This window comes from Halomonas kalidii (genome assembly GCF_030010475.1).
In the GTDB taxonomy this organism is placed as follows: domain Bacteria; phylum Pseudomonadota; class Gammaproteobacteria; order Pseudomonadales; family Halomonadaceae; genus Halomonas; species Halomonas heilongjiangensis.
Genome location: NZ_JASCQN010000025.1, coordinates 266,063 through 279,450 on the forward strand (window position 1 = coordinate 266,063; position 13,388 = coordinate 279,450).

Annotated in this window: 11 protein-coding genes; 4 read left to right on the forward strand and 7 right to left on the reverse strand. The window is 68.9% G+C overall.

The features are described from left to right. The first annotated feature begins 13 nt into the window (after positions 1-13). From rng to tldD, 3 genes are read left to right on the forward strand one after another with little or no spacing between them, the layout of a single operon-like run. Positions 14-1,477 (forward strand): ribonuclease G, encoded by a 1,464-nt coding sequence (gene rng / locus QLQ85_RS05880; RefSeq protein ID WP_282723598.1) that lies wholly within the window; start codon positions 14-16, stop codon positions 1,475-1,477. A gap of 4 nt (positions 1,478-1,481) precedes the next feature. Beyond that, on the forward strand, positions 1,482-5,339 hold the full coding sequence (locus QLQ85_RS05885) for a YhdP family protein (protein WP_282738126.1): 3,858 nt from the start codon (positions 1,482-1,484) through the stop codon (positions 5,337-5,339). Next, the gene (gene tldD / locus QLQ85_RS05890; RefSeq protein WP_282738127.1) at positions 5,336-6,790 is read left to right on the forward strand and encodes a metalloprotease TldD; all 1,455 of its coding nucleotides are present in this window, start codon (positions 5,336-5,338) and stop codon (positions 6,788-6,790) included. The genes QLQ85_RS05885 and tldD overlap by 4 nt, the downstream gene beginning before the upstream one ends. Positions 6,791-6,979: 189 nt before the next feature. On the opposite strand, the gene yjgA is transcribed toward tldD, so the two are convergent. Continuing rightward, complete coding sequence (yjgA, locus tag QLQ85_RS05895) at positions 6,980-7,510, reverse strand: ribosome biogenesis factor YjgA (RefSeq protein ID WP_282738128.1); 531 nt, start codon at positions 7,508-7,510, stop codon at positions 6,980-6,982. A gap of 116 nt (positions 7,511-7,626) precedes the next feature. On the opposite strand from yjgA, the gene pmbA reads away from it, so the two are divergent. Then, entirely contained in the window at positions 7,627-8,967 is a 1,341-nt protein-coding gene (gene pmbA / locus QLQ85_RS05900) for a metalloprotease PmbA (RefSeq protein WP_282738129.1), read from the forward strand. Here pmbA and QLQ85_RS05905 read toward each other — a convergent pair. The 6 genes from QLQ85_RS05905 to lptB all read right to left on the reverse strand — a co-directional run bounded on the left by QLQ85_RS05905 (position 8,964) and on the right by lptB (position 13,385). Then, positions 8,964-9,233 (reverse strand): HPr family phosphocarrier protein, encoded by a 270-nt coding sequence (locus tag QLQ85_RS05905; protein ID WP_282738130.1) that lies wholly within the window; start codon positions 9,231-9,233, stop codon positions 8,964-8,966. The genes pmbA and QLQ85_RS05905 overlap by 4 nt on opposite strands. A gap of 3 nt (positions 9,234-9,236) precedes the next feature. Continuing rightward, entirely contained in the window at positions 9,237-10,157 is a 921-nt protein-coding gene (gene rapZ / locus QLQ85_RS05910; protein ID WP_282738131.1) for an RNase adapter RapZ, read from the reverse strand. A gap of 49 nt (positions 10,158-10,206) precedes the next feature. Continuing rightward, entirely contained in the window at positions 10,207-10,677 is a 471-nt protein-coding gene (gene ptsN / locus QLQ85_RS05915) for a PTS IIA-like nitrogen regulatory protein PtsN (RefSeq protein WP_282723605.1), read from the reverse strand. Positions 10,678-10,683: 6 nt separating this feature from the next. Next, positions 10,684-10,992: a ribosome hibernation-promoting factor, HPF/YfiA family gene (gene hpf / locus QLQ85_RS05920; protein WP_102628493.1), complete on the reverse strand. Its 309-nt coding sequence runs from the start codon at positions 10,990-10,992 to the stop codon at positions 10,684-10,686. A gap of 101 nt (positions 10,993-11,093) precedes the next feature. Then, positions 11,094-12,509 (reverse strand): RNA polymerase factor sigma-54, encoded by a 1,416-nt coding sequence (locus QLQ85_RS05925; RefSeq protein WP_282723606.1) that lies wholly within the window; start codon positions 12,507-12,509, stop codon positions 11,094-11,096. 150 nt (positions 12,510-12,659) lie between these two features. Beyond that, positions 12,660-13,385: an LPS export ABC transporter ATP-binding protein gene (lptB, locus tag QLQ85_RS05930; RefSeq protein WP_282738132.1), complete on the reverse strand. Its 726-nt coding sequence runs from the start codon at positions 13,383-13,385 to the stop codon at positions 12,660-12,662. Between the last annotated feature and the right edge of the window lie 3 nt (positions 13,386-13,388).

Consider the following 13,388-nt stretch of genomic DNA (forward strand, 5'->3'; position numbering starts at 1 on the left):
CAAGGATTTCCGCATGAGCGGTGAAGTACTCATCAACCTGACGCCGATGGAAACCCGAGTGGCCGTGGTGGAGAACGGCGTGCTGCAGGAGGCCTTCATCGAGCGCTCGCGACGCCGGGGCATCGTCGGCAATATCTACAAGGGGCGGGTGGTGCGCGTGTTGCCGGGGATGCAGGCGGCCTTCGTCGACATCGGCCTGGACCGGGCGGCCTTCATCCATGCTCACGAGGTGATGCCGCCGGGTACCCCTGCCGAGGAGCAGGTCGCCATCGGGGCGTTGCTCCACGAAGGACAGGCACTGGTGGTGCAGGTGACCAAGGATCCCATCGGTTCCAAGGGCGCGCGGCTGACCACCCATCTCTCGGTGCCCTCCCGCTACCTGGTCTACATGCCCGACTCGCCCCATCACGGGGTCTCCCAGCGCATCGAGGACGAGCGCGAGCGCGAACGGCTACGCGGAGCGCTCGAGGAGGCCCAGTCCGGACAGCAACTGGAGGTCACCGGGGGCTTCATCGTGCGCACCGCCGCCGAGGGGGTCGGTGAGGAGGAGCTCACCAGCGACATGCACTTCCTGCTGCGATTGTGGCGCAAGGTGAGCGAACGCAAGGTCACCGCCCCGGCGCCCAGCGTGATCTACGATGACCTGCCACTGTTCATGCGTACCCTGCGCGACGTGATGCGCGACGAGATCGAGAAGGTGCGCATCGACTCCCGGGAGAACTACGTCAAGCTGATCGAGTTCGCCGAGGAATTCATGCCCGATTCGGTGGGGCGCATCGAGCACTATGCCGGCGAGCGCCCGATCTTCGACCTCTATAGCGTCGAGGACGAGATCCAGAAGGCGCTGGGGCGCAAGGTACAGCTGAAGTCGGGAGGGTATCTGGTCATCGATCCCACCGAGGCGATGACCACCATCGATGTCAATACCGGCGGCTACGTGGGGCATCGCAACCTCGAGGAGACGATCTTCAAGACCAACCTCGAGGCGGCCACGGCCATCGCCCGGCAGCTGCGCCTGCGCAACCTGGGCGGCATCATCATCATCGACTTCATCGACATGGAGGACCCGGAGCACCAGCGTCAGGTGCTGCGGGTGCTGGAGAAGGCGTTGGAGCGGGATCACGCCAAGACCAAGTGCACCGGAGTGACCGAGCTGGGGCTGGTCCAGTTGACCCGCAAGCGTACCCGCGAGAGCCTCGAGCAGACGCTCTGCGAACCCTGCGCCACCTGCCATGGTCGCGGCACCCTGAAGACCCCGGAGACGGTCTGCTACGAGATATTCCGCGAGATCCTCCGCGAGGAGCGTGCCTACGGTCCCGAGACCTATATGGTGCTGGCATCGCAATCGGTGGTCGATCGACTGCTCGACGAGGAGTCGGCGGCGGTGGCCGACCTGGAGGCCTTCATCGCCAAGACCATTCGCTTCCAGGTCGAGATCCACTATTCCCAGGAGCAGTACGACATCGTGCTGATGTAAGCCCATGCCTCGGATTCGCCTGCTGTCGCGCTGGGTTCTGACGCTGGCGGCGTTGCTGCTGGCGATGGTGGCCCTCGTGCTGGTCCTGTTGCGGTTGGCCCTCGGCCTGGCCGAGGACGCCACGCCGAGACTCGAGGCGATGCTCTCGTCGCGCTTCGGTGCCGTGGTGCAGATCCGTGAGCTCGACACTCGCCTGGCAAGAGTCGACCCCATGCTGGAACTCTCCGGCCTGATCGTCCGTTCCCGGGAGGGGCTCGGTCACACGCCCTTGATCGAGGTCGAGGGCGGCCGGTTGCGGCTGGATACCCTGGCCAGCCTACGCGAGGGCGTACCGGTGGTGGCGGATGCCCGCCTGCAGGGTGTGACGCTGCACCTCTACCAGGATCGACAGGGGCGTTGGCACTGGCCCGATCCGGCCCGACTTCCCCCCGAGTTCAAGCCCGACGTGGAGTTCGACCTGGATCGTCTCGATTTCTGGGTCGGGCTGCTGCTGCGTCAGCGCGCCTGGGTCGAGGATCTCCGCCTGGTGCTGCACGGCCAGGAGACGCGCGAGGTGCTGCATGCGCCGCAGCTGCTGATGACCGGGGATGCCCGCCACGCCCACCTGGAGGGCGAGGTGCGGCTCGAGGACCGGGAGCAGATCCGGGAGCAGGTCGCCATGCAGGTGGCGCTGGATATCTTCCCCGGCCCTTCGGGGCTGCGCGACTTCAGTGCCGCCCTGCAGGCCGACGTGACCCTCGACAGCCTGCTGGGGCTGGCCGAGGTGCTGGGTCGCAACGACCCCATGCGCCTCGAGACGGCCAACGGCGATGCGCGGCTGTGGGGTCGTTGGCACCGCGGCAGGCTTGCCGATGCCCGCCTCGACCTGGACGCGCCACTGCTGGCCATGAGTCACCACGACAGCGTCGGTGAGCTGCGGACCATCGTGCTCGAGAGCGTCGCCGCCCGCGGCCAGTGGCTGCGGGGCGACGACGGCTGGGAGGCCTGGCTCGAGACAGACGCCGGCAGTGCCGACTGGGACGCGCCGGTGGAGCTGGCCGAGACGGAGGGGCCGGCCCTGCCGTCCTACTGGCACCTGCGCGGCAACGACGACGGGTGGTGGCTCAATACCAGCGAATTCGAACTCGGCTCGCTGGCTGCCTGGCGCGATCGCCTGCCGCTGCCGGAAGCGCTGTCCCGGGCGGTGGCCAGCCTGGCCCCCCGCGGCCGGGTGGCCGGTCTGGGAGTGGGGCGCGAGAATGGGCACTGGTTGGCCCGGGCGGGGGTCCATGGCGTGGCGGTCTCGCCCTGGGAGCAGGCCCCCGGCGGGGGGCCGTTCGACGTGTGGGTCGAGGCCCGGGACCTGAATGGCCGGGTGAGCTTCGTCGGCAACGATGGCGTCGAGCTGTACTTTCCCGAGGTCTTTGGCACCCCCATGGCACTCGCCCACGCCAGTGGCGAGGTGCTCTGGACCTACGACGGGCCACGCAGCTTCGTCAGCGGCCGGAACCTCAGGGCGGGCTGGAACGGCGCCGAGGCGCGGGGGGGCTTCGGCCTCTCGGTGGGGGGCGGGCAACGGGGTGGGTTCGGGCTGACGCTGGGCTTTCGCGACGTGGACGCCATCGATACCCCGCTGCTCGACTGGCTGCCGGTCGGGATCATGGGCGAGGAGCTCACCGAGTGGCTGGGCGCAGGCGTAGCCGGGCGTGTGCCCGAGGGCTCGTTGCGGCTGCACCTGCCGCTGGCCGGCGGCGCGGCCAGGGTCGCCCCCTCCTTCGGCCTGGAGCTCGCCATCGAGGAGGGACGGTTGCCCTTCGCGCCGGAGTGGCCGGCCCTGGAGGCGCTGGAGGGGCGCCTGACCCTGCAGGACACCACCCTCGAGGCGACCGTCGAGCGGGCCGAGAGCCTCGGCGTCGAAGCCCGCGACGGCCGGGTCTCGCTGGTCGACGAGCACCTCGACGTGAGCGGCGAGCTCGAGGCCTCGGCCGAGGCGCTGCGTCGCTACCTGCTGGCGATGCCGGTGGAGGGCATCGAGGCGGTCGAGGCGTGGCAGGGCGAGGGCACTGCCTCGGGTCGGCTGTCGCTGTCGCTGCCGCTCGATGAGCCCGGGGCGCTGGCGCTCGACATCGACACCGACGTGGCTTTCGGTCGGCTGGAGTACCTCCCGCTGGCACTGGCCTTCAGCGAGCTCGATGGTCCGCTGGCCTGGCATCAGCGCGGTGAGGAGGGGGGGCTCGAGGGGCGCGTCGAGGGCCGGTTGCTCGATGGGCCGGTGCGCGCCGAGATCGATACTCTGGCCGGTGGGCTCGACCTGAGCGGTACCGTGACCGCCGCCGGTCTGGCCCGCTGGACCGGAGCGGCGGCGCTCGATGACCTGCTCGAAGGGCAGTTCCCCTGGCAAGGGCGTCTGGCGATCGGCGAGCAGGCCAGCACCCTGAGCCTCTCGAGCTCGCTCGAGGGGCTGGGCATTGCCTTGCCGGCACCGCTGGGCAAGACACCGGATCAGCACGAGCCGCTGCGACTCGACATGGGCCTGGCGGATGGCCGGCTCGAAGGCCGGCTGGGCGAGCAGGTGCACATGCGCTGGCGGGAACTCGCCGACTCCGAGATCGGCCAGGGCCAGGTCTGGATCGGCCGCGCTCCGGTCACCCCCTGGCCGGAGAGCGAGGGCTGGTGGGTGGAAGCCTATCGGCCGAGGCTCGATCTCGCCGCCTGGGGCGAGGCGCTCTCGGCGCTGGACGTCGACCAGGGAGGCGGGGCCGGTGATGGGGTGGCCGAGACCCTGGGGGGCATCGGGCTCGAGACCAACTGCCTGGAACACGACGGGCGCTGCCTGGGTTCGCTGTATCTCGACGGACGGCCCCGGCCCGGCGGGGGCTGGCGGGTGGCGCTGGACGGTAGCCTGGTCGAAGGGCAGCTCGACTATCGTCCCGGGCTGGAGGATTCCCTGGACATCGCGCTGATGCGCCTGACCCTGGACGGCCTGATGCCTCAGGCCGGTGACGGTGGGTCGCTGATGGACGAAGTCGCCACGCCGCCGGAGCCGGCACCGCTGCCGGACTGGGCCGGACGGCTGCCCGACGGCCGCCTGCGCGTCGCCGACATCGAGTACCAGGGGCGGCGCTTCGGCCCGCTCACGACCCGCTGGCGGTCGACGCCCGAGGGCTTGACCATCGCGCCCCTGGGGCTGACCCTGGGCGAGGTCTCGGCGCGGGGGGAGCTGGTCTGGGAAGCCGCTGGCCCCGCCGACAGCCTGAGTCGGGCACGGCTCGACCTGGACGGCCGCGACCTCGGCACCGCGCTGGAGCAGCTCGGGCAGCCGGTGTCGATCCGCAACCGCGAGACCCGGGTCTCCAGCCAGCTCGCCTGGCAAGGAGCGCCCTGGCAATTCGCCCTGGAGCGCTCCCGCGGCAGCATCGAGGTGCTGCTGCGCGACGGGCGTTTCGTCAACATCGAGTCGCCCTCGGCGCGCCTGGTGGGGCTGCTCAACGTCGACAATCTGGTGCGTCGCCTGCGGCTCGATTTCTCCGATGTCACCGGCCAGGGCACCGCCTTCGACAGTGTCACCGGCGCCGCGACCCTGTATGGTGGGATTCTGGAGACACGAGGGCCGGTGGAGGTCGAGGGGCCGGCCACCTTCTTCACCCTGGAGGGCACGGTGGACCTGGCGCGGCGGGAACTCGACCAGCGCCTGGGCGTCACAGTGCCGGTGAGCCGCAACCTGCCGCTGGCCGCCGTGATCGCCGGTGCGCCGGTGATCGGCGGTGCCCTGTTCCTCGCCGACCGCCTGTTCGGTGACGCCATCGACCGGGTGACCCGAGTCCATTACCGCGTGCGGGGTCCCTGGACCTCGCCCCAGATATCCGTGGAAAGCGCCGAATGACATCACGCCATCACTCCCTGCTCGAAGACGCCGCCGAGATCCTGCTCACCCCGGGCGGGCTCGATCTCGGCGCCCTGGACGCGGGCCTGGGGCATGCCCTGGGCCCCGGTATCGACTACGCCGACCTCTACTTCCAGCGCAGTTGGCACGAGGGCTGGGTACTCGAGGACGGTGAGGTCAAGGAGGCCAGCTACAACATCGACGGCGGCGTCGGGGTGCGCTCCCTGGCCGGCGAGAAGACCGGTTTCGCCTACTCCAACCAGATCACCCGCGAGGCACTGGCCGAGACCGGGCGTACCGCGTCGGGCATCGTGCGCCACGGCACCCGCCTCGCGGTCTCCCCCAGGGTGGTGGTGCAGGGAGACAGCCGTTACGGCGGCGTGGACCCGCTCTCCGGCCTGTCCGCCGAGGAGAAGATCGCCATGCTCAAGCAGGCCGACCGGGTGGCCCGGGCGGCCGACCCCTCGGTGGCCCAGGTCAGCGCCTCGCTCACCGGGGTGCACGAGGTGGTGCTGGTGTGGGCCAGCGATGGGACCCTGGCGGCGGACATCCGCCCGCTGGTGCGCTTCAATGTCAGCGTCATCGCGGTCAGGAACGGGCGCCGCGAGCGTGGCAGCGCCGGGGGTGGCGGGCGCTACTCCATGGCGCGGCTGCGTGACGAGCACGTCGCCGAGCGCTACGCCCGGGAGGCGGTACGCCAGGCGCTGGTCAACCTGGAGGCGGTCGACGCCCCGGCCGGCCAGTTGCCGGTGGTACTGGGGCCGGGCTGGCCGGGCATCCTGCTCCACGAGGCGGTGGGGCATGGCCTGGAGGGCGACTTCAACCGCAAGGGCAGCTCGGCCTTCGCCGGCCGCATGGGGCAGCGAGTCGCCTCGCCGGGCGTGACCGTGGTCGACGACGCCACCCTGGCCGATCGGCGCGGCTCCATGAGCGTCGACGACGAAGGCACGCCGGGGCAGTGCACTACCCTGATCGAGGACGGCATCCTCACCGGCTACATGCAGGACAAGCTCAACGCCCGGCTGATGGGCATGGCCCCCACCGGCAACGCTCGGCGCGAGTCCTTCGCCCACCTGCCGATGCCGCGCATGACCAATACCTACATGCTGGCGGGGCAGGACGACCCGGAGGAGATCCTGCGCAGCGTGAAGCGTGGCCTCTACGCGGTGAGCTTCGGTGGTGGCCAGGTCGACATCACCTCGGGCAAGTTCGTCTTCTCGGCGAGCGAGGCCTACCTGATCGAGGACGGCCGCATCACCGCGCCGGTCAAGGGGGCGACCCTGATCGGCAACGGCCCGGAGGCCATGGGCCGGGTGTCGATGATCGGCCACGACCTGGAACTGGACACCGGTATCGGGGTCTGCGGCAAGGAGGGGCAGGGCGTGCCGGTGGGCGTCGGCCAGCCGACGCTGAAGCTCGATGAGCTGACGGTCGGCGGCACACAGTCGTAAGGCGCTGTAGTAGGGCCGCCGACGTCGGCGGTCCCTATGGGGTCAGACCCCGGCGGGCGCTGGTTCGGCAAGAGAGGAGCGCCACGACAGGCATGATGGTTTGGCTGGGGTCTGACCCCATAGGGGCCATGCCGTCAACATAGGCAGCGTGGGGGGCACAAGCGCCATGCGCTCGGGCAGGTGCCAGGCCTACAGCCCCGCGGTATCGCGGATCAGGCGGAACAGCCGGCGGGCATTGGTCGGCGGCTTGCCTAGCTCGCGTTCGCGGCGGGCGTTGCGGATCAGCTGGCGCAGGGCCTGGCGGTCGACGGCGGGGAACTCCGCGATGAAGGGCTCGACGGCATCGTCACCCTCCTCGATGAGCCGGTCGCGCCACTTCTCGAGGCGGTGGAAGGCGTGGTCGCGGCGGAGCTTCTCCTGCTCGACCTCCTCGTACACCGTCTGGATCGCGGCGAGGTTCTCGCGACGCATGACCTTGCCGACGTACTGCATGTGCCGCCGGCGTCCCTCGTGGGAGCGGATCCGCGAGGTCTCCTCCACGGCGGCCAGCATGTCATCGGAGAGGGGGAAGCGGGCGCGTTCGGCGGGCGTCATGGCGATGATCGCCTCGCCCAGTGCCTGAAGCGCATGCATCTCGCGCTTGAGCTGGGACTTGCTGACGGGCTCGTCATCCGACTGGGTGATCTGCGCGAGCAGCTCACGGGGAGATTCCTGGGACATGCCGCTTCCATCGGTTGAGGTCGGGATGGACGATAGTATATCAGCCCGCAGCGACGGGCTGTGCAACGCATCATGAGTGAACCGGCCCCGCGGGGCCGGTCGACGAGGAGAATCGCATGACACAGGCTTTCGATGCCGCTGCCCAGCAGTCACTGCTGGAAACCCGCGCCGAGGCGGCGCTCGAGCTGGCCGGGCGGCTGGGGGCCGACGCCTGCGAGGTCGGGGCCAGCGTCGACCAGGGGGTCGGCATCAGCGTGCGCGAGGGCGAAGTGGAGACCGTCGAGCTCTCCCGTGACCAGGGCATCGCGGTGACCGTCTACGTCGGGTCGCGCAAGGGCAGTGCCTCGTCCAGCGATGCCGGCGAGGCCTCGATCCGCGCCGTGGTCGAGAAGGCCCTGGCCATTGCGCGCCATACCGGCGAGGACCCGGCCTCGGGTCTGGCCGATGCCGGGCTGATGGCGCGCGAGCTGCCGGATCTCGACGTCCACCACCCCTGGGACCTGACCACCGAGCAGGCCATCGAGCTGGCGCTTGCCTGCGAGGCCGCCGGTCGTGGCATGGCGGGGATCCGCAGCTCCGACGGCGCTTCGCTCTCCAGCGGCGAGGGCGTGCGGGTCTACGCCAACAGCCATGGCTTTCTCGGCAGCCAGCGGGGCAGTCGCCACTCGCTGTCCTGCATGCTGATCGCCGAGGATGAGGGGGGCATGCAGCGGGACTACGACTATACCAGTGCCCGCCATCCCCGGGACCTGATGGCGCCCGAGGCGGTGGGCGAGAGCGCGGCGCGGCGGACCCTGCGCCGGCTCGGCGCGCGGCGCCCGGCCACCGGACGCCTGCCGGTACTGTTCGACCCGACCGTGGCCGGCGGGCTGGTGGGGCACCTGATGAGTGCCATCGCCGGCGGGGCCCTCTATCGCCAGGCCTCCTTCCTCTGCGACCGTCTGGGCGAGCCGCTCTTTCCCGAGTGGTTCAGCCTCGGCGAGAAGCCCATGGAGCGTGGCGCCATGGCCAGCAGTCCCTTCGACAACGACGGGGTCCAGACCCGTGACAACGTCTTCGTCGATCGTGGGCGGCTGGCCAGCTACATGCTCTCGGCCTACAGTGCGAGGCGCCTCGGCCTGCAGACCACCGGCAACGCCGGCGGCGCACGCAACCTGCGCATCACGGCGCCGCTGGCGTCCCGCGAGGCATTGCTGGCCCGCATGGGGCGCGGCGTGCTGGTCACCGAGCTGATGGGGCAGGGGGTCAACGGCGTGACCGGCGACTACTCCCGCGGCGCCGCCGGCTTCTGGGTCGAGGATGGCGAGATACGACACCCGGTGGAGGAGTTCACCATCGCCGGCAACCTCGAGGGAATGTTCAAGGGGCTGGCGGGAGTCGGCGACGACCTCGATACCCGCGGCAGCATCCATACCGGCAGCTGGCTGGTCGACGAGATGATGGTGGCGGGCGGTTAGGCGTCCTCGTCGAAGCGGGCCTCGAAGAGTGCCTCGAGGGCGTCGAGCACCGCCTCGGCGTCCTCGCCTTCGGTACTGATCGTCAGCTCGGTGCCGCAGGGGGCGGCCAGCATCAGCAGCGACATGATGTTGGCGGCGTCGGCATCGCGGCCGCCGTGGCTCACGATGACCCTGGCCTGGAAGGGCTGGCAGCACTGGACCAGCTTGGTGGCGGCGCGGGCGTGCAGGCCACGCCGATTGTTCAGGGTAAGCTTGCGTTGCGGCACGCCTCAGGTTCCTTCGTCATCGTTCTCGGCCGGTGGTGGCTCCGACGGGCGGGGGAGGATGTTGTGAATGCCCAGTTCGCGATGGCGTAGCCGCACACTGGGACAATGCCCGGCGAGGTGCCGGGCCAGTCGTTCGGCCAGGTGGACCGAGCGGTGCTGGCCGCCGGTGCAGCCGATGGCCACGGTCAGGTAGCTGCGATGGCTGGCCTGGTAGGCGGGCAGCCAGCGCTCCACCCAGGCCAGGATATCGTCATGCATCTCGCCGACGATGGGGTAGCCGTCGAGGAACTCGATGACCGCGGCGTCGCGGCCGGTGTACGGCCGCAGTCGGGGGTCCCAATAGGGGTTCGGCAGGCAGCGGGCGTCGAAGACGATGTCGGCATCGAGCGGCACGCCGCGCTTGAAGCCGAAGGACTCCACCGTCAGGGTCAACTGGTCGGTCCGGTGGTTGGCCACCTGGTCGCTGATTCGCCGACGCAACTCGTGCACCGAGAGTCGCGAGGTATCGATCACCAGGTCGGCCAGGTCGCGAATCTCGGCGAGCGCCGTCTCCTCGGAATCGATGGCCTCGGCCAGGGTCATGTCGCTGTCCCGTGTCAGCGGGTGACGGCGGCGGGTGGCCGAGTAGCGCTCGAGCAGGATGCGGGCATCGGTGGTGAGGTAGATCACCTGGCCGTCGATTCCGCGCGCGCGCACTTCCTCCAGCAGGGTGGGAAAGCGCTCCAGTGCATGGGGCAGGTTGCGCGCATCGATGCTCACCGCGATCGAGGTGTGGGGCGAGTGATCGCTGCTGAGTTCGTCCACCAGCGGGCCGAGCAGCATGGCCGGCAGGTTGTCGATGGCGTAGTAGCCGAGGTCCTCGAGGGCCTGCAGTGCGATCGACTTGCCGGAGCCGGATCGGCCGCTGATGATCACGAGCTGCATGGCGGGTCTCCTGGTCGTGTGACTGGCCGGGTGGCCCGGTGAGCGACGATCAGCCCGAGGACTGTCGTCGGATCGCCTCGATGAGTCGCTCATGGAGCTCGCGCTGGCTCGCGCTCTTGCGCAGCCGGCCGCGGGTCTCGGCATCGTTCATCACGCCCGCGACCTGGGCCAGCAGCGCGAGGTGGGCATCGTCGGCCTCTTCCGGTACCAGCAGCACGAAGATCAGGTCAACCGGCTCGCCATCGATGGCGTCGAAGTCGATCGGCTCGGCCAGCTTCAGGAAGCCGGCAAGGGGAGCCTTGCAGTGCGGGTCGCGGGCATGGGGAATGGCGACGCCGTTGCCGATACCCGTGCTGCCCAGCCGCTCACGGCCGATCAGGCGGCCGAAGACTTCCTGGCTGTCGAGGCTCGGTGTGTTCTGTGCGATGAAGGTGCTGAAGAATTCCAGTACCCGCTTCTTGCTTCCCCCGGGCACGCCGAACAGGGTGCGCTCGGGGGGCAGGATGGCTTCGAGTGTCATGATGGATCAGCGGGCACCGGCGCCCTGGGCGCGGGCCTGGACCTTCTCCTTGTGCTTGACCAACTGGCGGTCCAGCTTGTCGGCGAGCGCATCGATGGCGGCGTACATGTCACCGTCCATGGCCTCGGCGTGCAGATCGGCACCGGCGGCATGCAGGGTGCAGGCGGCCTGCTGGCGTTCCTTCTCGACGGAGAGCGTTACCTGCACGGTGGTGATGTTGTCGTAGTGGCGTTCCACGCGAGTGAGCTTTTCGTTCACATAGTCACGCAGGGCGTCGGTCAGTTCCACATGATGGCCGGTGATGTTGACTTGCATGACACGCTCCTTCGTCCTTCGATTGGTGCCTCGATTGTAACCCTTTTTCCTGCCCTGCAAACCCCCTGCTGAGGGCGATGCCAGCGGCGACTGGCGCTCACTCACCTTAGCCGCTTGCGCTCGCTGGAGGAGGCGATGCCCATGGCCTCCCGATACTTGGCCACGGTCCGCCGCGCGACGCTGATGCCGGCCTCCTCGAGCAGCGTCACCAGCTTGCTGTCGGAGAGCGGCTTGCGTGGCGGCTCCTCCTGGATCAGCTTGCGGATGCGGGCGCGGATCGCGGTGCTCGAGTGAGCGTCGCCATCCCCGTTGCCGACCTGGCTGGAGAAGAAATACTTCAGCTCGAAGACGCCGCGGGGGGTGTGGATGAACTTCTGGGTGGTGACTCGCGAGATGGTCGATTCGTGCATCTCCACGGCCTGGGCGATATCGGCCAGTATCAATGGCCGCATCGCCTCCTCGCCCTGCTCGAGGAAGTCGAGCTGGCGCGCCATGATCTCGCGTCCTACCCGCAGCAGGGTGTCGTTGCGGCTGGAGAGGCTCTTCATCAACCAGCGGGCCTCCTGCAGGTGATTCTTGAGGAACTGGTTGTCCTGGCTCTTGTCGGCGCGGCGAATCAGTGCCGCATAGTCGGGTTGGATGCGTAGCCGTGGCAGGGCCTCGGGGTTGAGCTCCACCTGCCAGCCGCGGTTGTCGTGACGGGCGACCAGGTCGGGAATGACGTAGTCGTTGTCGGATTCCGAATAGCGACTGCCCGGCCTCGGGTCCAGTGAGCGCACCAGGGCGATCACCTCGTCGAGGGCATCGTCATCGAGGCCGAGTCGGCGCTTGAGCAGGCGGCGGTCGTCACCGGCCAGCGCTTCGAGAAACTGGCGCACCAGGCGCCGGGCCTGGGGCAGCAACGGGGTGTCGTCGGGCAGGGCGGCGAGTTGCAGCATCAGGCATTCGCGCAGGTCCCGGGCGAAGATGCCGGTCGGCTCGAACTGCTGCAGGCGCAGCAATACCTGCTCCACCTCGCGACTCTTGAGTCCCTCGAGCCCCTGGTTCTTGAGCCCGTCACGCAATTCGTCGAGCGGCTGGGCCAGGTAGCCGGCGCCGTTCACGGCATCGATCAGGCTCTCGGCGATGTGTCGCTGACGTTCGTCCAGGTCGGTCATGGCCAACTGCCAGGCGAGGTGGTCCTGCAGGCTCTGGCCCGAGGCCTGGCGCTCGAAGTCTGGGCCCTCGCCGCTGCCGGCGGGAGAGGCGCCCAGATCCTGGTAGGTGTCCGACCAGTCGCTGTCGACCGAGAGTTCGCTGGGGATCTCGCTGGCCCAGTCGTCATCGGCAGGCTCGCTCGCTGCCTGTTCGCCGAAGCCGTCATCGAGCTCCAGCATGGGGTTCGACTCCAGGGCCTGCTGAATCTCCTGGCGCAGGTCCAGGGTGGAGAGCTGCAGCAGGGCGATGGCCTGCTGCAGTTGAGGCGTCATGGTCAGCTGGGTGCCGACACGCAGTTGCAGGGATGCTTTCATGGCCATGAGAGGTGTGTGCTCATTCGCCGAAAACCCCCACCCTAGTCCGCTGCCCGGCGCGTTGCAAGTCTTTTATTAGCAATAAGCATGCCATCGGCAATTTTCATGCCGCCATGCTGCAATAGCCTTTATATCAGTAAGTTGCGGTAGATGTGGTCAGAGGCGGAAGTCTTCGCCGAGGTACACTTCACGCACCCGCTGGTTGGCCAGGATCGCCTCGGCATCGCCCTCGGCGATGATCTGGCCGTCGCCGACGATGTAGGCGGTATCGCAGATATCGAGGGTCTCGCGCACGTTGTGGTCGGTGATCAGGACGCCGATATCACGGGCCTTGAGCTGACGGATGATGGCCTTGATCTCGCCCACCGAGATGGGGTCGACCCCGGCGAAGGGTTCGTCGAGGAGGATGAAGGCGGGTTCCGTGGCCAGCGCCCTGGCGATCTCCACCCGGCGCCGCTCGCCGCCGGAGAGGCTCATGCCGAGGTTGTCGCGGATATGGGTGACATGGAAGTCCTCGAGCAACTGCTCGAGCCGTGCCCTGCGCCCTGTGCGGTCGAGGTCCTGGCGGGTCTCGAGGATCGCCATGATGTTGTCGGCCACCGAGAGCTTGCGGAAGATCGAGGCTTCCTGGGGCAGATACCCGATACCGGCCCGGGCTCGTTCGTGCATGGCGGCCTTCGTCAGGTCGAGGTCGTCGATGTGGACCTCGCCGGCATCGGCGCGAACCAGCCCGACGATCATGTAGAAGGAGGTGGTCTTGCCGGCCCCATTGGGGCCGAGCAGGCCGACGATGCTGCCTTGGCCGATGGCCAGGCTGATGTCCTGCACCACGCGGCGGCGCTTGTAGCTCTTGGCCAGATGGCTGGCGCGGAGTGTCTTCATGTC